The sequence below is a fragment of the Aeromonas sp. S12(2024) genome (assembly GCF_041402305.1).
Lineage (GTDB): Bacteria > Pseudomonadota > Gammaproteobacteria > Enterobacterales > Aeromonadaceae > Aeromonas > Aeromonas veronii.
This window is the reverse complement of sequence record NZ_JBGLRB010000013.1, coordinates 1-17,417: the sequence shown is the minus strand read 5'-3', so window position 1 is coordinate 17,417 and position 17,417 is coordinate 1. Positions and strand designations below refer to the sequence as shown.

Genomic DNA, 17,417 nt, shown 5'->3' with positions numbered 1-17,417 from the left:
GCTCTGTCATGAAAGGAAATCTCGATGCTCGTTGAACGTTTGGTTGCTGCCCGCTGTTCCGATCCCTTCTCTCACTTAGGCCTGCAGGCCAATCCGGATGGGCCCGGCCTCAAACTGACCGCCTGGTTGCCTGATGCCCTCGAAGTCCGCGTCAAGGATCTCAAGTCGGGCAAAGTCGTTGCCACCCTGGCGCCCACCGATGAATCGGGTCTTTTTGAAACTGTTTTCACCCGCCGCAAAAACTCCTTCCCCTATCAGCTGATCGCCAGCTACCAAGATGCCACCACCGAGGTCATCGACCCCTATCAGTTTCAGGATACCGCCTGGGCAGGCCTGGCCGAACTGACCACCCAGCCGGAAAACCTCTACCACACCCTTGGCGCCCAGCTGCGCACCGTGGAACATCATGGCCAACAGGTGGAAGGGGTGCGTTTTGCGGTCTATGCGCCGAGCGCCACCGCAGTGAGCCTCATCGGCGATTTCAACTTCTGGGATGGCCGCCGCCATCCGATGCAGCGCAGCCTGTGCGGTCACTGGGTACTGTTTGTGCCGGGCCTCAAAGCCGGGGATCGCTACAAGTTCGAGCTCAAGGACCCCATGGGCAACCGGCTGCCCCACAAGAGCGATCCGGTCGGTTTCTACTGCGAGCAGTATCCGTCGTTCGCCTCCGTGGTCTATGACCACGCCCAGTACCAGTGGCAGGATGCCGAGTGGATTGCCAGCCAGCACAACGACAAGCGCGAGCAGCCGCTCTCCATCTATGAGCTGCATGTCGGCTCCTGGAAACGCCACCCCAATGGCGACAGCCTGAGCTGGCGCGAACTGGCGGTGGAGCTGGTCGCCTACGTCAAGGAGATGGAGTACACCCACATCGAGCTGCTGCCGGTCTCCGAGCACCCCTTCAGCGGCTCCTGGGGCTACCAGCCGGTGGGCATGTTCTCCCCCACCAGCCGCTACGGCACCGCCGATGATTTCAAATACTTCGTCGACCAGTGCCACCAGGCCGGGATCGGCATCATTCTGGACTGGGTGCCCGCCCACTTCCCGTCCGATGCCCACGGCCTGGCCCGCTTCGATGGCACCCCGCTCTACGAGTACGAGGATCCGCGCCGTGGCTGGCACCCGGACTGGAACTCCTACATCTACGACTTTGGCCGCGACACCGTGCGCCAGTTCCTGGTGGCGAGCGCCCTGTTCTGGCTCGACAAGTTCCACATCGACGGACTGCGGGTGGATGCGGTCGCCTCCATGCTCTATCTGGACTACTCCCGCAACGCCGGTGAGTGGGTACCGAACGTCGATGGCGGCAACCACAACTACGAGGCGATCAGCCTGCTCAAGTGGACCAACGAGGAGGTCTACGGCAAGTATCCCCACGCCATGACCATCGCCGAAGAGTCCACCGCCTTTGCCGGCGTCTCCCGCCCCACCTTCCTCGGCGGCCTCGGCTTTGGCTTCAAGTGGAATATGGGCTGGATGCACGACACCCTCACCTATATGCAGAAAGAGCCGATCCACCGTCGCTACCACCACAACGACATGACCTTCTCCATGGTTTACCACTATGACGAGAACTTCATCCTGTCGCTCTCCCACGACGAGGTGGTACACGGCAAGCACTCCATGCTCTACAAGATGCCCGGTGACGAGTGGCAGCAGGCTGCCAACCTGCGGGCCTATATGGGCTTCATGTACGCCCACCCGGGCAAGAAGCTCAACTTCATGGGCACCGAAATCGCCCAGAGCAACGAGTGGAACCACGATGCCCAGCTGCCATGGCATCTGCTGCAATATCCCAAACATGCCGGTCAGCAGCGGCTGATCCACGATCTCAACCACCTCTACCGTCATGAGCCTGCCTTGTATCAGGCCGATTATGAGCAGACCGGCTTCCGCTGGCTGGATCACAACGATGCCGACAACAGTATCTTTGCCTGGCTGCGGGCGGACAAAGAGGGCAAGCAGGCTATTGTGGTCGCTTGCAATTTCACCCCGGTGCCCCGTCTCGAATATCGGATCGGCGTCCCAGCTGCGGGCCACTATCGGGTGGTGCTCAACACCGACAGCGAGTATTACTGGGGTAGTAACTATGATGTAGGTCTGGTGTTCGCTGCCGAGCCGACCCCCTGGCAGGGGATGGCACACAGCATAGTGCTGGATCTGCCGCCGCTGGCGACCTTGTTTATCAAACAGGAGTCTTGATGCTTGTAATGGAAAAAGGGGTGGGCCACCCGCTGGGGGCCCGCCTTGACGAGAACGGTTGCCACTTCTGCGTCTGGGCCCCCCAGTCGGACAAGGTGGAGATCTGCCTGTACGACGAGCAGGAGCAGGAGCTGATGCGGCTGGAGTTGCCCGGCCGCCGTGGCCAGTATCGCTTTGGCTACGTGCGCGGTGTAAAGGCCGGTCAGCGCTACGGCTATCGGGTCTATGGCACCCCGCAGGAGGGGATGCTGTTCGATCCGCAAAAACTGCTGATTGACCCCTACGCCAAGGCGCTCAGTCATCCCACCTACTGGGATGAAGCCCTCTATCAGGGGGACAGTGCCGGGATGATTGCCAAGTCGGTGGTAGTGGATGACAGCTTTGACTGGCAAGGGGTTGGCAAACCCGGGATCAGCCCGGCCCGCACCATTATCTACGAGACCCACGTCAAGGGCTTTACCAAGCAGCACCCGGGGATCCCCAAAGCGCTGCAGGGCACCTACCTTGGCATCTGTCACCCGCTGGTTATCGAGCATATGAAGAGTCTCGGCATCACCTCGGTGCAGCTGATGCCGGTGGCCGCCTTCATGTCGGAACCGCGACTGGAGCAGTTGGGACTGACCAACTACTGGGGCTACAACCCCATCGCCTTCTTCGCCCCGGAGCCGCGCTACAGCACCCGAGCCGACGAGGCGGTGACCGAGTTCAAGACCATGGTACGCGAGCTGCACCGGGCCGGGCTCGAGGTGATCCTGGATGTGGTCTACAACCACACTGCCGCCTCTGGCTTCGACGGCCCTACCCTCTCGTTCAAGGGCTTTGACAACGCAGGTTACTACGCCTTCGAAGCGGGCCCCCACGGCCCGGACTACACCCGTCACGCCAACGTGACCGGCTGTGGCAACAGCGTCAATCTGGATCACCCCAACACCCTGCGGCTGGTGCTCGATGCCTTGCGTTACTGGGTCACCGAGATGCAGGTGGATGGCTTCCGTTTCGATCTGGCGGTGACACTGGCGCGGGAAGCGGGGGAGTTCGAGCCCATGGGTGCCTTCTTCAAGGCAGTGATGGCCGACCCAGTGCTGTCACAAGTCAAGCTCATCGCCGAACCCTGGGATATCGGCCCCTTCGGCTACCGGCTGGGTCAGTTCCCGAGCCAGTGGCAGGAGATCAATGACCGCTACCGCGATACTGTGCGCGCCTTCTGGCGCGGTGATGCGGGCAAGATGGGGGACTTTGCCACCCGTCTGGTGGGTTCGCGGGATATCTTCCCGAAGAACTGGCGCTCGCCTCACAGCAGCGTCAACTACCTCTGCTATCACGACGGTTTCACCCTGGAGGATCTGGTCTCCTACAACCAGCGCCACAATCAGGCCAACGGTGAAGACAATCGGGACGGCCACGGCAACAACCTCTCCTATAACCATGGGGTAGAGGGGCCGACCCTGGATCCGCGGGTCAACAGCCTGCGCCAGCAGCAGAAGCGCAATCTGATTGCCACCCTGCTGCTCTCCCAAGGCACTCCCCACTTCCTTGCCGGCGACGAGATGGGCCGCAGCCAGCTTGGCAACAACAACGCCTACTGTCAGGACAACCAGATCAGCTGGGTCAACTGGCAGTGGCGGCCGGAGGATGAGCGGCTGTTCGCCTTCACCCAGCAGATGATGGCGCTGCGGGCGGAGTCCTGCGTCTTCTCCAACCTGCAACTGAGCGACGACAGCTGGAATGGCACCCCGTCCAGCTGCCATCAGGTCAACTGGTATCACCCGGACGGCCACCAGCTCACCGATCAGGATTGGCACGCCCCCATGGGGCAGGCGTTCGCCATGGATATCGGCATGATCAACTGTGTTGGCGAGCGCTGGTACGTGCTGTTCAACGCCAGCGATTATGACATCCAGTTCCGCCTGCCCCCGCCGGGGGAAGGGCTGGAGTGGATCCAGACCATCGACACCGCCACCAACGATGGGCTGCCCTTTCTGCCCGATGACATCAAACGGCAGGTGGCAGTCGGCCGGGCCCACTCCCTCAAACTGCTGGAGCGGGTGGCGCTGGCCAGCACGGCGGAGGATGCCCAGCCAGCGCAGCAGGAAATTCTCCCTGCATCCGGTGAGGAGATGGTTGCCACCTCGATCACAGATACAGGCAAAGCATAAGAGGCATGCTGGAGTCAGCTTTACGGAGCCGCTATGCTGGGCTCCGGTATGGATGGCAAGGAGTCGGTATGAGCAGTAACAATCCGGAACAGTGGCGCAGCAAACTGACCGCCGAGCAGTTTCACGTCTGCTGGGAGAAGGGCACCGAGCGCCCCTACAGCGGCGCCCTGCTCCACAATCGCAAGAGCGGCGACTACCTCTGTGTCTGCTGCAAGAGCGTGTTGTTTCACTCAGGAGCCAAGTTTGATTCCGGCTGCGGCTGGCCCTCGTTCGACAAGGCCATCGAGGGGACGGTGGAGTACACCGAAGACAACAGCCACGGCATGAAGCGGGTGGAGATCACCTGCCGCCAGTGCGGCTCTCACCTCGGTCACGTCTTCCCCGACGGACCGACCGAGACAGGGCAGCGCTACTGCGTCAACAGCCTGAGTCTGGATTTCGATCCCGACGCTTAAGCGGCTGACCCATTGCAATAAAAAACGGCGCCTCCATCACGGAGGCGCCGTTTTTTATCGGGATTTCACCGCGTTCACGCCAGCAGGATAGCAGCCATCACCAGCAGGGCCGCGATGGCCGGCACCGGCAACTTCAACACCCGCAGCAGATAAAAGCCGATGGCCGCCAGCGCCAGATCGGTCGGCGCCAACACCGCACTCTGCCACACCGGCTGATAGAGCGCCGCCAGCAACAAGCCCACCACAGCGGCGTTGATGCCGGTGACGGCCCCCGCCAGACGGGGGCGGGCCAGCCACTGTTGCCAGCAGGGGCCCACCGCCCAGAGCAGCAGAAAGCCGGGTGCAAAAAGCGCCAGGGTCGCCAACAGGGCCCCGATCATCGGCATCTCGGGCTGCAACTGGGCACCAAGATAGGTGGCGAGGGTAAACATGGGGCCCGGCACTAACTGGGCCAGGCTGTAACCGGTCAGAAACTGCTGCTCGTTGAGAGTGTGTCCCACGCTCTCTTGCAGTAGCGGCAACACCACATGGCCACCGCCAAACACCAGACTACCGGCGCGATAGAAGTCGGCAGCCAGCTGGCCAATCGGGCTAGCGAGCAGCGGCAGGCCGATAAAAAGGATGCCAAACAGCAGCAGGGTCGGCCAATGAGGCTGACTGCTGGCGGCAGAAGGCAGCTCGGCGGTGGCAGGGCGACTACCCGCCCCGCGCTGGCTGCGGGCGCAGATCAGCGCAGCCCCCACCAGCATCAATAGTTGAGTCAGCAGACCGGGCTGCCACCAGAGTGCAGCAGCGGTCACCACCATGATCCCTTGGGTCATTCCCGTGGCACAGAACTGACGACTCATGGTGAGCACCGCATCGGCCACCACGATGAGCGCCAGCAGCTTGAGGCCATGCAGCGCCGCATCGAGCCACAAATTGCTGCCCAGCTGACCGATACCGATCGCGGCCGCCAGTAGCAGCAGAAATGAGGGCAGCGTGAAGCCAACAAAAGCAGAGAGCGCCCCGCCCAGACCGGCGCGATGACGACCGATGGCGAAACCAAGCTGGCTGGAGGCGGGCCCCGGCAGCAGCTGGCACAGCGCCAGCAAGCGGGCAAATTCGGCCTGTGTCAGCCAGCCGAGCCGCTGGACGAAGGTGCGCTGGAAATAGCCGATATGAGCGGCCGGACCGCCAAAACTGATGCATCCCAGCCATAAAAACTGAATAAATACCTGTCCCACGCTCTTCTCCCTCATCTCTCTTCTCCCGATGGAGAGGGGATATTATGACAGCGCGATGATCGTTTTATGACAATCAGGCTGATTCGGCCGACACCATTGGCACATCACCCGGCAGATAGCAGCGTCCCGCCAGCCAGCAGGCGATGGACTGACGGCTGGCGTCGAAATGGGGCTCGGGCAACGCGCGCGGATCGCACCAGACCCAGCCTTCGCACTTCTCCGGCTCCAGCAGCTGCGGCTCACCATCGGCCTTAGCGTGCAGCGTCACCGAGATATAGTGCAGCCCGCTCTCGCGCCAGGTCTCCAGATTGTTGGTCACCGCCACCACCTCGGGCCCGTGGATCTCAAGTCCCGTCTCCTCGGCCACCTCGCGGATCGCCGCCGACTCGAAGCTCTCCCCCAACTCCAGATGACCACCCGGGATCGACCAGTAGGGGGCATGGCTCCCTTTGCGTTTGCCAAGCAGCACCTGGCCTTGGGCGTTGGTCAGGATGACGCCGACCCCGACGCGGGGATAGAGAGTGGACATGAAAACGCTCCTTCAATAAGGCAGTAAAACGGCCCCACCTTAGGCCCAAGGAGGGCACAGGGCAAGCCCCAACTACACGGCACCTGCGGCCGTCAGTGGTCCCTCCCCTTGCCCCTTAACCGGTTATCACTGATGCTGGGGAGTGGAGAGGTCATCCCAATCCTCTCAGTCCCCCATCACCCCGAGGAGTCCGCCATGAAAAAATTGCTCCCCCTGTGCGCTCTGCTGCTCACGGCTTGCCAAACCACGCCGCCCCCCAACTCGCTCGCCATCGATGATGCCGACGCCTGGCAGGCCATTTGCAAAGATGGCACCCGGGTTCGCGCCGTAGTGGCAGAGGGGATCTGTGGGGATCATCGCGGGGTAGCCATGTGGACGAATAAGCCAAGAGCTGAACGGATGGCAGAAGAAGCCGCCAAATAGTGTGATCCAGACACCATAAAATGACACTACCGGCCAATTGGCCGGATTTTTTCGCGATCTCGCCAGCACTTTGCCACCTTGTTCATGGTGCGCTCAGTTTTCTGTTCCCATACTGGCCCTACAGTTCCAAAAGAGGAGAGACAAGATGCAAACATCCATCGTCGGGCTCTCCATTCTGTGGGGGCTAGCCAGTTTTGGTGTTCAGGGGGATTTCATCGAGAGCCGTGATTCCGTTGCGCCATCCTGGCAAGCTGAGTCCAGAGTGGAGATGGAAGGTTATCTGATTGAATCGCTTGGCGAAGATCGCTGGCTGTTCGACAACGGCAGCGAGAGCCTGCTGGTATCCCTGCCCAAGGGGCAGTGGGTGCCGACCGGCGAGCGGCTGCGGGTCAGCGGCGAACCGCAGCAGGAGCAGAGCGGCTGGCTGCTGCAGGTGGAAGACATCAGCCAGGTCAGCGTCTGACAGCGGCAGTCGCCCCGTCACCGCGACAGCTAATCCAGACCCGATAACCACGACCGAATAACCAAGAGCGAATAGCAAAAGAGGAGGCCACAGGCCTCCTCTTTCTGTTTATATGAGCGGTTTGCGCGGGTTCACCCCAGATGGTTGAGCGGCAGCGCCGTCTTGTGCTTGATGCGGCGCAACACGAAGCTGGAGCGCACTCCGGTCACCCCCGGAATATGGGTCAGCTTGTCCAGCAGGAAGTGCTGGTAGTGCTCCATGTCGCGCACCACCACCTTGAGCTGGTAGTCGGCATCATTGCCGGTGATGAGATCACACTCCAGCACTTCGGGCAGTTCGCTGATGGCGCGATCGAAGTTTTCGAACCGCTCGGGCGTATGTCTGTCCATGGAAATGTGAATGTAGGCGGTGAGGGTGAGGCCAAGCTGGCGGGCGTTGAGCAGAGTAACGTGGGTGTCGATGAGGCCGGCATCCTCCAGCGCCTTGACCCGGCGGGAGCAGGGGGACGGGGAGAGCCCGACCAGCTCGGCCAGTTCCAGATTGCTGATGCGGCCATTCTCCTGCATCAGCTCGAGAATATGTCTGTCTATGCGATCAAGTTTCAGCATTTACCCTTCCTCGTTGCAATGACTAATCCACTTTTCCTAGATTAAGGGTGAACTATTGCAAAAACAACCGAAATAAGTGGTTACTTTGCAACCACTCACCGGCACGGGAGGGATACTATGGTTACATCTTCCGGTGGCAAAGCAGATACCTGACCGGGTCTCTGCGGTGAAGGACCTTACCGGGTCAAGAGCCCCATCAGCCGTCTTACCTTATCGGGAAACGACGGGCTGGAACGAGAGAACCCCCTCCCCGAAGGCAACAAAGCAGGCATCCCGGCGCCTGCTTTGTTGTTTTTGGGCGTTTGACGAAATCAGAGCGCGGGCGGCGTGATGCGATAGAGGCAGCGATGCGCCCCCTCCAGCAGATATTGCTCCCGCTCCACCGTCGCCGGCGCCAGCAGCTGGCGAAACAGCGCCAGTTCGCTGCGACAGAAACCGCGGCAGGTACGCGCTGCCGCACAGATGGGACAGTGGCTCTCCCACAGCAGCCAGCTGCCATCCTCTTCGCGGCGGATCTCCGCCATGTAGCCCTCGCGAGTACGCAGCTCCTTGAGCGCCGCCAGCTGGCCAGAGAGGCCATGGGACCCCAGCGCCTCCTGATAGCGAGCAAGCATCTGCTGCTCCCGCTGCTGGATCAGCCGTTCCATCCCCTCCTCGCCAAACAGCTCGCGCACGTTGTCGATCAACTGCACGGTCAGGTCGCTATGGCTATCGGGGAAGCGCTGCCAGGCCTGCTCGGTGAGCTGCCACAGCCGCACGGGACGACCGCGCCCGCGCGCCTCGTCGCTGAATGTAACCCACCCCTCCTGCTCGAGCGTGAGCAGGTGCTGGCGGGCGCCCATGGAGGTCATCTGCAACTGCTCCCCCAGCGCGGCGGCGCTCTGCGGGCCATGGCTCTTGAGCAGAAACAGGATCTTGTCGGTGCTTGCGTTCATGGTCTCATTATGGGGATCGCCCTTTATTAAATCAACAATTCACTTTACTTAATCCCGTCTATGAATCAGCATAAATAAACAAATAACTTTACTTAATGGGTGCAACATGGAGAAACACGGGCACAAAAATCCCCTCTGGGTGCTGGTCATGACGGTCACGCTGGCAGTTGCAGGCTTCAGTCTCCCTTCCCCGGTGTTGGCACCTTTGCTGCTGGATCCAGCGCAGGGGATGCTGACGCCGGAAGCCTCCGACTGGAGCCGCAAGGTGTGGCTGGGGGTCATCATGGGGCTCTATCCCCTGTTCCAGCTGGTGGGCAGCCCCTGGCTCGGTCGCCTCTCCGACCGCTATGGCCGCAAGCCACTGCTGTTACTCTCGCTGGCGGGGGTACTGGCAGGCTATGCCCTGATGGCACTCGGTATCGCCTGGCGCTCCCTCCCCCTGTTGCTGCTCAGCCGGATTGTGGAGGGGCTGTGCAACGGCAACATCGCCATCGTGCAGGCGATGGCGGCGGATCTCGCCGGCAAGGAGCACAAGGCACGCAGCTTCGCCTGGATCAACATCGGCATGAATCTGGGCTGGGTCGTGGGGCCGATGATCGGGGGCTACGCCGCGGTGATCTCGGGGGATTACAGTCTGGCCGCCTGGCTGGCGGTAGGAATGACCCTGCTCAACCTGCTGCTGGTGCTCTGGCTGATCCCCTATCGTCCGCCGGTGGCGGCCACCCGTCAGGCAGCGACCATCTCCAGCCGCCAGTTGCTGCTGCAACCGGCCCTGCTCCCCTACTTCGCACTGACCCTGATCAGCTATGGCGCCGTGCAGCTCTATTTCACCTACTTCAATATCTGGCTGGTGGAGCGGCTGTCCTGGGATCCGGCCCAGCTGGCGCAGGCGGCGGTGCTGGTGAGCCTGCCCATGATGGCGGGCTCCTGGCTCGGCTCCCGCATCGCCCGTCACTGGCGCGGCAGCTCCCTCGGGATTGTCGGCCATCTGGTGATGGCGAGCGGCATGCTGCTCTTTATCCTGCCCGTGCACTGGTGGGGACTGGCGCTTACCTTCGTTCCCGCTGGCATCGGCATGAGTCTGGGGGAGCTGGCTACCACGGTGGCGATCTCCAACCGCAGTCACCCGGAGCAGCAGGGGCAGGCGATGGGGCTCTACCGAGCCCTCGCCGTGGGCAGCGAGATCCTGGCGGTGCTGCTCGGCAGTCTGGTGCTGCTGGCCGGTACCGAGTGGCCCTTCTATCTCGCCACCCTCTGCTCCCTTGCCAGTGCCGCCGGTTTCTATCTGCTGCGTCGCCGTGCCGACCGTCGTCAACAGCTGGCCAGCTGCACCTGAGCCACGAAGGGATCACAGTTCGGCGCTTCGGCTGCGGGCAAGACTTGCATCGGGGCGCCGGGTCTGGGACGGTAAAGCTCTTTGCGGATTTGTTCGATGCTGGAGGAGCTATGAGTGAGTACAAGGCCATCGCGCTCGATATGGATGGCACCCTGCTGACCCGGGATCACAAGATCTCGTCGGCCACCCGGGCAGCCCTGGCGCAGGCCCGCGCCCACGGCATCAAGGTGCTGCTGGTCACGGGGCGCCACTACATGACGGCGCGTCCCTTCCACCACGAGCTGGCCCTCGACACCCCCCTCATCTGCAGCAACGGCGCCTATCTCTATGATCCGGTGCAGAACCGGATCCTACGTGGCGACCCGCTGGCGGTCGCCCCGCTTACCGAGCTGCTGACCGCGGTCGAGGCGCAGCAGATGGGCGCCCTGTTCCACCTGAGCGAGGGCATTGGCTACATCGGCTGTGAAGAGCATGTCACCCGCATCCGCCACTGGTCGGCCAATCAGCCGGACCACCTCAAGATCGCCCTCCACCCGGTCGAGGAGCTGGCAGGCTGGCTCGACAACCCGGTCTGGAAGCTGGAGCTGTTCAATCAGGATCCGGCACGCCTGCACACCTTTATGGGCGAGGTGGTCGAGCAGATGCCCTTTACCCGCGACTGGGCGGCCCCCTATGCGGTGGAGCTGGTACAGCCCGGTTGCAGCAAGGGCAACCGGCTGGCCCAGTGGGCAGCCAGCGAAGGGATTGCGATGGAGCAGGTGGTGGCGTTTGGGGACAACAACAACGACATCAGCATGTTCGAGCAGGTGGGGCTGGCAGTGGCCATGGGCAATGCGGCCCCGCAGATCCAGAGCCATGCCCATCGGGTCACGGCCGACCACAACGAAGATGGTATCGCACTGGCGCTGCAGCGCTGGGTACTGCCCTGATCTGACAAGATGCAACATGGCCAGCACGCGGGCTGGCCATGAAGAGAGGGATTAACCGCCGAAGGAGAACTGGATCACCCGATCCGGATAGCGCAGACGGTTGTACTCCCGGCGCAGGGATTCGTAGTGGCGAATGGCCCGATCGCGCTTGGCGCGGTAATAGTCACGCTGTTCCGTGTTGGTTTCGTTGCGGATGCTGCGCTCCAGCGTATCGATATCCCGCTCGGTACGCTCCAGCTCGTCGCTGATCTCCCGCAGGCGAGCAGCCAGTTTGTACTCTTCGTAGCCACGCTGATACTGCTTGAGGAAGCTGGCGTCATTGGGGCATACCCCCAGATAAGCCTGCCCTTCCTTGCCCTTGCTGTAAGCCAGCTCGGGAATGCAGTAGAGCTCCAGCCCCTTGTCGTAGCCCCGTTTCCACTCGGCTTCATCCACTTTGAGGCCATATTCGCTGCAAGACGAAACGTAATCGCGGGTCGCCTGACGGGTTTTGCCTTCCGATCCATCCTGATAACCCAGGTTGTACCAACTCATGGTGCGGCACTCATCTTCTGACAGGGCACTGCATCCCGCCAGCAATACCGGCAGGGTCAGCAACAGGATTTTGGGGGACATGAACAGACTCCGGAAAAGATTGTGAGCGGCATTCTAGAGAGGATAAAAGGCCATAACAAGGGATGCGCTCCCGTGCGGTCTGGCGCGGTTTATTTGATGTTTTTGTCACTATTCAACGCCGTGCCAGACGGGCGGCCAACCCGCTTTCCTTGTTATCAGGTGCAAGGTAAACTGCGCCATCTTTTAACTGGCGCGCAACAAAAACAATGAAAGTCCTGACCGTCGATTACCGCTCACCCGATGCGGCCCAACGCTTCACCGAATCCCTGCGAACCACCGGCTTTGGCGTGTTGACCAACCACCCCATTCCGAAAGAGCTGGTGCAGTCCATCTACGACAACTGGTATCGCTTCTTCATGAGCGAGCAGAAGCAGGATTTCCTGTTCAACCGCGAGACTCAAGATGGCTACTTCCCGCCGTCGGTCTCCGAGGTGGCCAAGGGCCATAGCCAGAAAGACATCAAGGAGTACTTCCACATCTACCCCTGGGGCCAGATGCCGGAAGAGCTGAAGGAGCAGGCGATGGAGTACTATCGTCTGGCCAACGGTCTGGCCGCCGAGCTGCTGGGCTGGGTGGAGCAGTACACCCCGGCCGATATCGCCGCTCACTACAGCTGCCCCCTCTCCTCGATGATCGAAGAGAGCCAGAAGACCCTGCTGCGGGTGCTGCACTATCCGCCGTTCGATGGCACCGAGGAGCCGGGTGCCATCCGCGCCGCCGCCCACGAGGATATCAACTTGCTCACCATTCTGCCCGCCGCCAACGAGCCAGGGCTGCAGGTGAAGGGTTCCGACGGCGAGTGGATGGACGTGCCGTGCGACTTTGGCACCCTCATCATCAACATCGGCGACATGCTGCAGGAGGCCTCCCGCGGCTACTACCCCTCCACCACCCACCGCGTCATCAACCCGACCGGCGGTAGCGCCAGCAAGTCACGCATCTCCCTGCCGCTGTTCCTCCATCCGCGGCCCGAGGTGGTGCTCTCAGAGCGCCATACCGCTCACAGTTATCTGATGGAGCGGCTGCGGGAGCTCGGGGTGCTCTAATCCACCGACGAGCAGTTTTCAGAGACCAAACCGGAGCAATCTCGCTCCGGTTTTTATTTGGTGGCAGGATTGGGCAAAAAACAGAATTAAATTAGCCAATCATGCCAATAAATCGCATTTACACCTGATAACCGTCGTAGTGATTGCGCCGTGACCTCCGTAACATGAGCGCCATTCTGCCCCTGCCAAGGGGCGCTCGATTGGAGTTCTTATGAAGCAGTCCCAATGGTCATCCCGACTCGGCTACATCCTCGCCGCAGCGGGTTCCGCGGTCGGTATCGGCGCAATCTGGAAATTCCCCTACGTCACAGCCGTCAACGGCGGCGGCGCCTTCCTGCTGGTCTTTCTGCTGTTCAGCTTCACCCTGGGGGTTGCGGTACTGATGGGGGAAACCCTGCTCGGCAGCATGAGTCGCCGCGGGGTAGTGGGAGCCTTCTCCGATCTGCTCGGCAAACAGTGGCGCTGGGTTGGGGTAATGGGGGTGATCTCTACCCTGCTCATCTACTGCTTCTACAGCGTGGTGGGCGGCTGGACCTTGGGTTATACCGGCATGGCCATCTCCGGCGATCTCAACCATGGTGATGCAGCAGCCCTCACCGCCCGCTTCAATGACTATGTCAGCGGCGACGTCTGGCCCATTCTCACCCATCTGCTGTTTGCCGCCCTCACCTGGATGGTGGTGCAAGGCGGCATTCAGAAAGGGGTGGAGCGCACCCTGCGATGGATGATGCCGGCCCTGTTCCTGATGATCCTGATGCTGGTCGCCTTTGGCCTCACCCTGCCCAATGCGATGGCGGGAGTACGTCACTTCCTGATGCCCGACTTCAGCAAGCTGGGGATGTCCGGCGTGCTCGATGCCATGGGGCTGGCCTTCTTCTCCCTCTCCATCGGTCTTGGCATCCACACCACCTACGGCGCCTATCTGCCGACCAGCGAAGGGGTTGGTCGCTCCAGCCTCTGGGTGGTACTGCTGGCCAGCATGGTGGCGGTACTGGCGGGGCTGATGATTTTCCCGGTGCTGGCCTCGACCGGTATCGACCCGGCATCCGGTCCCGGTCTCACCTTTATGACCATGCCGGCGGTGTTTCAGCTGCTGCCCTTCGGTCAGGTGCTTGAGGTGATCTTCTTCGCCCTGCTGGTCTTTGCGGCGCTCTCCTCGGCCATCTCCCTGCTGGAACATTTGCAGTGCTTCCTGTGCGAGACCTGGGGTTGGTCACGCCGCACGGCCTGCAGCGCCATCACTGGATTCGTCATGGTTAGCGGTGTTCCGGTCAGCCTGTCGTTTGGCCCGTTGCAACACGCCACCCTGTTTGGCAAAACCATTTTCGAGTTGCTGGACTTTGTCACCTCCAACCTGATGATGCCGCTGTTCGGCCTGATGCTGACGCTGCTGCTGGGCTGGAAGCTGGGACGCAAGGCGCTGCCGCAGGGGATTGCCAGCCACTGGCATCACTTGCTGATGAACTGCTGGCGCTGGATTGCCCCCTTGCTGATCGGCGGGATCTTGATTCGCGGTCTGGTGTGACGGTTACTCTTCGCGGGTGGGCTCATCGGCCCGCCCCTGTGCGGCTCTGACGGCCTCCAGGGCATGCTGCCAGCGGGTGATCTCGGCATCATCCGTTCCCTTGGAGAAGACGATATAAAGACCGGCCTGATGGAGCAGTACACCACTGCTGACGATGCTGCGCCGGGATAACCCCATCTTGTCGAGGGTGGCCTCCATCACCAGCTCCGCCATCGGCAAGGCATCGATCTTGCCCAGCATCAGCCGCTCTATCGCCTCCCCGACCGTCTTGTAGCGCACCAGATTGGTGTAGCCCTCATGGGTCAGCCGCACATCATCGGCATTGCCCAGCACTACCCCCACTCTGGGCAGATCCCGCAGCTGCGCCAGCGAGGTCAGCGGGTGGCGACTATCCGGCGCCTGATAGATAAAGACCCGATTGATAAAGAGCGGGCCAACCCATTTGAAATGGGACTCCCGCTCCGGGAGCCGCTGTACCACGAACAATCCATAGCCGGGCTCGACCCGTGCCAGCGCCAGCGCCCGCTTGAGCGGGTAAATCCGCACCGGATAGCGGGTGCCAAGCTCCTCCTGCACCTCATCAATCAAACGAATGGCGAAGCCATCGAGCTTGCCGTCGCGGTATTCGGTAAAGGGGGGTAAGTCGTGACTCAGCAGGGTTAATCCGGGCTGCGCCGACACACTCAGGCTGATCAATAACCAGGGCAGCACCATCCATCTCATACGACATCCTGTCTCATCGTTGTTCCCGTCAGCGCCATGTAGCGGTCACTAGTTCCAGAAGAAGCTACGTCGATTATCGCCCAGTAAATAGCCACAAGGTAGAAAAGATACGGCCCGGCGAGGTTTTCCCCCATTGAGTTGTACGTATAGCCAGAGTGGTGACAGCGGCACACAAAAAAATTTTTGATTTTATGTGTCAATTATTCTTTCCATGGTTTAGGCTGTTTCCTCATTCATTAGTCAGGTTGTCACCTCATGTCTGCCATCCTCGTGCTGTTTGGTCGATTTTTTAGCTCGCAAGAGAGGTGACCTTGCACGCACAGTTTTTCTGAATGTTCATTGCAAAGGTCGCCTCAGGCGGCCTTTTTTATGGTCTGTCGTTTATTGCTACTCAGGAGTATTGCTTCGATGTCGTGTTACCCGGAGGTTGTATGAGCCAGGTTCAGTGGTCTTCCCGTCTCGGTCATGTACTGGCCGCAGCAGGCACAGCGATTGGCCTTGGTGCCATCTGGAAGTTTCCCTATGTGACCGCCACCAATGGCGGTGGCGCTTTTCTGCTGGTGTTTCTGCTGTTCAGCTTCACCCTGGGGGTAGCGGTACAGGTCGGCGAAACTCTGCTCGGCAGCCATAGCCAGCGCGGGGTGCTCGGCGCCTTTCGCAAACTGGTGGGGCTGAACTGGCGCTGGATGGGGTATATGGGGATCGCCTGCGGCTTCTTTATCTACAGCTTCTACAGCGTGGTCGGTGGCTGGACCGTGGGTTACGCCGCGCTGGCGATGGCTGGCAAGCTCAACCTGAGCGAGGGGAGCGCCCTCACCGCCCTGTTCAACGGCTATGTCAGCAACCCCTGGTGGCCGGTGCTGACCCATCTGATCTTCGCGGGACTTACCTGGTGGTTCGTGCAGGGGGGTATTCAGAAAGGGGTGGAGCGGGCACTGCGCTGGATGATGCCCGCGCTCTTCATCATGATGTTGTTGCTGGTGGGGGTTGGCCTCTCCATGCCGGGCTCCATGGCGGGTGTGCGCCAGCTGCTGCTGCCGGACTTCTCCATGCTGACCGGCCAGAGCGTGCTGGACGCGCTGGGACTGGCCTTCTTCTCCCTCTCCATCGGGCTCGGGGTACACACGACCTATGGCGCCTACCTGCCCAATAGCGAAGGGGTGCTGCGCTCCGGGGTCTGGGTGGTCACACTGGCTAGCCTTATCTCGGTGCTGGCGGGCTTGATGATCTTCCCGGCGCTGGCCTCCACCGGCATCGATCCCACCGCGGGCCCAGGGCTCACCTTTATGACCATGCCTGCCGTGTTCAGTCATCTGCCGTTCGGTCAGGGATTAGGTGTGGTCTTCTTCCTGTTGCTGCTGGTCGCCGCCCTCTCCTCTTCCATCTCCATGCTTGAGCATCTGGTGCGCTTCACTACCGAGGAGTGGGGTTGGTCGCGTCGTGGCGCCTGCAGGGTACTGACTCTGCTCATCATGGCCTCCGGCATTCCGGTGAGCCTGTCGTTCGGCCCATGGAGTGATCTGACCCTGTTTGGCAAGACCATCTTCGAGCTGCTCGACTATCTGACCTCCAACCTGATGATGCCGCTGTTTGGTCTGGTACTGACCCTGCTGCTGGGCTGGCGATTGGGTGATGCCATTCTCCCTGTAGGCCTGTCACCCGCCCTGCGTCTGGCGCTGCTCTGGTGCTGGCGCGTGGTGGCGCCGCTGCTGATCAGCGGGATCTTGATCCGCGGGATCATGTAGCACCTTGCGCATCTTTGCGGGCAGGCCTTGGCCTGCCCTTTTTATTGCTGGCATTTACTTTATTACAGGCGTTCATATGAGCAGCATCACGATGGACAGGAGTGCAGTCGGGCAATCTCGGAAGAGCAGGATGAAGAAGGATCGGAGTGGCAGAGTGGCAGAGTGGCACAATAAGAGGTGGCGTTCGGCTCGCCACAACGGCAACAGAAGAAGCTGGAGTACTGAATTGCGGGCAAAAAAAATCCCCATCTGAATGGGGACTTTCTCTGCAATCGCAGCTGATATCTCAGCCTCGCTTGCGAATATGGTGGTCGTTACTGGGATCGAACCAGTGACCCCCTCCTTGTAAGGGAGGTGCTCTCCCAGCTGAGCTAAACGACCTGGGATTCTTGAAATGATGGTGGGTCGTGCTGGATTCGAACCAGCGACCAATTGATTAAAAGTCAACTGCTCTACCGACTGAGCTAACGACCCATCTAAATCATTTTTTTTACAAACTGG

The 17,417-nt window shown here is 60.9% G+C and carries 16 protein-coding genes and 2 tRNA genes; 10 read left to right on the top strand and 8 right to left on the bottom strand.

Features of this window, described 5'->3' with window-relative positions:
• The first annotated feature begins 24 nt into the window (after positions 1-24).
• The 3 genes from glgB to msrB all read left to right on the top strand — a co-directional run bounded on the left by glgB (position 25) and on the right by msrB (position 4,813).
• Positions 25-2,202 carry a 1,4-alpha-glucan branching protein GlgB gene (gene glgB, locus ACB035_RS13350; protein ID WP_371167440.1) on the top strand — a complete coding sequence of 726 codons (2,178 nt, stop codon included), beginning with the start codon at positions 25-27 and terminating at the stop codon, positions 2,200-2,202.
• Complete coding sequence (glgX, locus tag ACB035_RS13345; RefSeq protein ID WP_371167439.1) at positions 2,202-4,358, top strand: glycogen debranching protein GlgX; 2,157 nt, start codon at positions 2,202-2,204, stop codon at positions 4,356-4,358. The genes glgB and glgX overlap by 1 nt, the downstream gene beginning before the upstream one ends.
• Before the next feature lie 68 nt (positions 4,359-4,426).
• Positions 4,427-4,813 (top strand): peptide-methionine (R)-S-oxide reductase MsrB, encoded by a 387-nt coding sequence (msrB, locus tag ACB035_RS13340; RefSeq protein ID WP_040068248.1) that lies wholly within the window; start codon positions 4,427-4,429, stop codon positions 4,811-4,813.
• Positions 4,814-4,887: 74 nt separating this feature from the next.
• Here the strand turns inward: msrB and chrA are convergent, their stop codons facing one another.
• Positions 4,888-6,039 carry a chromate efflux transporter gene (gene chrA, locus ACB035_RS13335; protein ID WP_371167489.1) on the bottom strand — a complete coding sequence of 384 codons (1,152 nt, stop codon included), beginning with the start codon at positions 6,037-6,039 and terminating at the stop codon, positions 4,888-4,890.
• Positions 6,040-6,112: 73 nt separating this feature from the next.
• The gene (locus ACB035_RS13330) at positions 6,113-6,568 is read right to left on the bottom strand and encodes an NUDIX hydrolase (protein ID WP_005362961.1); all 456 of its coding nucleotides are present in this window, start codon (positions 6,566-6,568) and stop codon (positions 6,113-6,115) included.
• Between the two features lie 195 nt (positions 6,569-6,763).
• Here ACB035_RS13330 and ACB035_RS13325 point away from each other — a divergent pair, with 195 nt between their 5' ends.
• Together ACB035_RS13325 and ACB035_RS13320 are read left to right on the top strand one after the other, a co-directional pair.
• Positions 6,764-6,991, top strand: coding sequence for a hypothetical protein (locus tag ACB035_RS13325; protein WP_005335715.1), 228 nt, complete (start codon positions 6,764-6,766; stop codon positions 6,989-6,991).
• A gap of 145 nt (positions 6,992-7,136) precedes the next feature.
• Entirely contained in the window at positions 7,137-7,454 is a 318-nt protein-coding gene (locus tag ACB035_RS13320) for a hypothetical protein (protein ID WP_371167438.1), read from the top strand.
• Between the two features lie 131 nt (positions 7,455-7,585).
• Here ACB035_RS13320 and ACB035_RS13315 read toward each other — a convergent pair whose 3' ends face one another.
• Positions 7,586-8,062, bottom strand: a complete 477-nt coding sequence (locus tag ACB035_RS13315) for an Lrp/AsnC family transcriptional regulator (RefSeq protein ID WP_005304871.1) — start codon at positions 8,060-8,062, stop codon at positions 7,586-7,588.
• Positions 8,063-8,373: 311 nt separating this feature from the next.
• Entirely contained in the window at positions 8,374-8,997 is a 624-nt protein-coding gene (locus tag ACB035_RS13310) for a helix-turn-helix transcriptional regulator (protein ID WP_368209590.1), read from the bottom strand.
• Between the two features lie 106 nt (positions 8,998-9,103).
• On the opposite strand from ACB035_RS13310, the gene ACB035_RS13305 reads away from it, so the two are divergent.
• Both ACB035_RS13305 and ACB035_RS13300 read left to right on the top strand, forming a co-directional pair.
• Positions 9,104-10,333, top strand: coding sequence for an MFS transporter (locus tag ACB035_RS13305; protein WP_371167437.1), 1,230 nt, complete (start codon positions 9,104-9,106; stop codon positions 10,331-10,333).
• Between the two features lie 110 nt (positions 10,334-10,443).
• Complete coding sequence (locus tag ACB035_RS13300; protein WP_371167436.1) at positions 10,444-11,262, top strand: Cof-type HAD-IIB family hydrolase; 819 nt, start codon at positions 10,444-10,446, stop codon at positions 11,260-11,262.
• A gap of 51 nt (positions 11,263-11,313) precedes the next feature.
• Here the strand turns inward: ACB035_RS13300 and ACB035_RS13295 are convergent, their stop codons facing one another.
• Complete coding sequence (locus tag ACB035_RS13295; RefSeq protein WP_005362971.1) at positions 11,314-11,877, bottom strand: DUF2799 domain-containing protein; 564 nt, start codon at positions 11,875-11,877, stop codon at positions 11,314-11,316.
• Positions 11,878-12,083: 206 nt separating this feature from the next.
• Here ACB035_RS13295 and ACB035_RS13290 point away from each other — a divergent pair, with 206 nt between their 5' ends.
• Positions 12,084-12,923, top strand: a complete 840-nt coding sequence (locus tag ACB035_RS13290; protein ID WP_371167435.1) for an isopenicillin N synthase family dioxygenase — start codon at positions 12,084-12,086, stop codon at positions 12,921-12,923.
• Between the two features lie 211 nt (positions 12,924-13,134).
• On the top strand, positions 13,135-14,448 hold the full coding sequence (locus ACB035_RS13285) for a sodium-dependent transporter (protein ID WP_069554891.1): 1,314 nt from the start codon (positions 13,135-13,137) through the stop codon (positions 14,446-14,448).
• A 3-nt stretch (positions 14,449-14,451) separates the two neighbouring features.
• On the opposite strand, the gene ACB035_RS13280 is transcribed toward ACB035_RS13285, so the two are convergent.
• Positions 14,452-15,171 (bottom strand): ABC transporter substrate-binding protein, encoded by a 720-nt coding sequence (locus ACB035_RS13280; protein WP_058059681.1) that lies wholly within the window; start codon positions 15,169-15,171, stop codon positions 14,452-14,454.
• A gap of 431 nt (positions 15,172-15,602) precedes the next feature.
• Between ACB035_RS13280 and ACB035_RS13275 the strand changes: the two genes are divergently transcribed.
• Positions 15,603-16,916, top strand: coding sequence for a sodium-dependent transporter (locus ACB035_RS13275; RefSeq protein ID WP_258720739.1), 1,314 nt, complete (start codon positions 15,603-15,605; stop codon positions 16,914-16,916).
• 305 nt (positions 16,917-17,221) lie between these two features.
• Here the strand turns inward: ACB035_RS13275 and ACB035_RS13270 are convergent.
• A tRNA-Val gene (locus ACB035_RS13270) sits at positions 17,222-17,297 on the bottom strand.
• A gap of 17 nt (positions 17,298-17,314) precedes the next feature.
• Positions 17,315-17,390: transfer RNA gene (locus ACB035_RS13265), tRNA-Lys, on the bottom strand.
• Between the last annotated feature and the right edge of the window lie 27 nt (positions 17,391-17,417).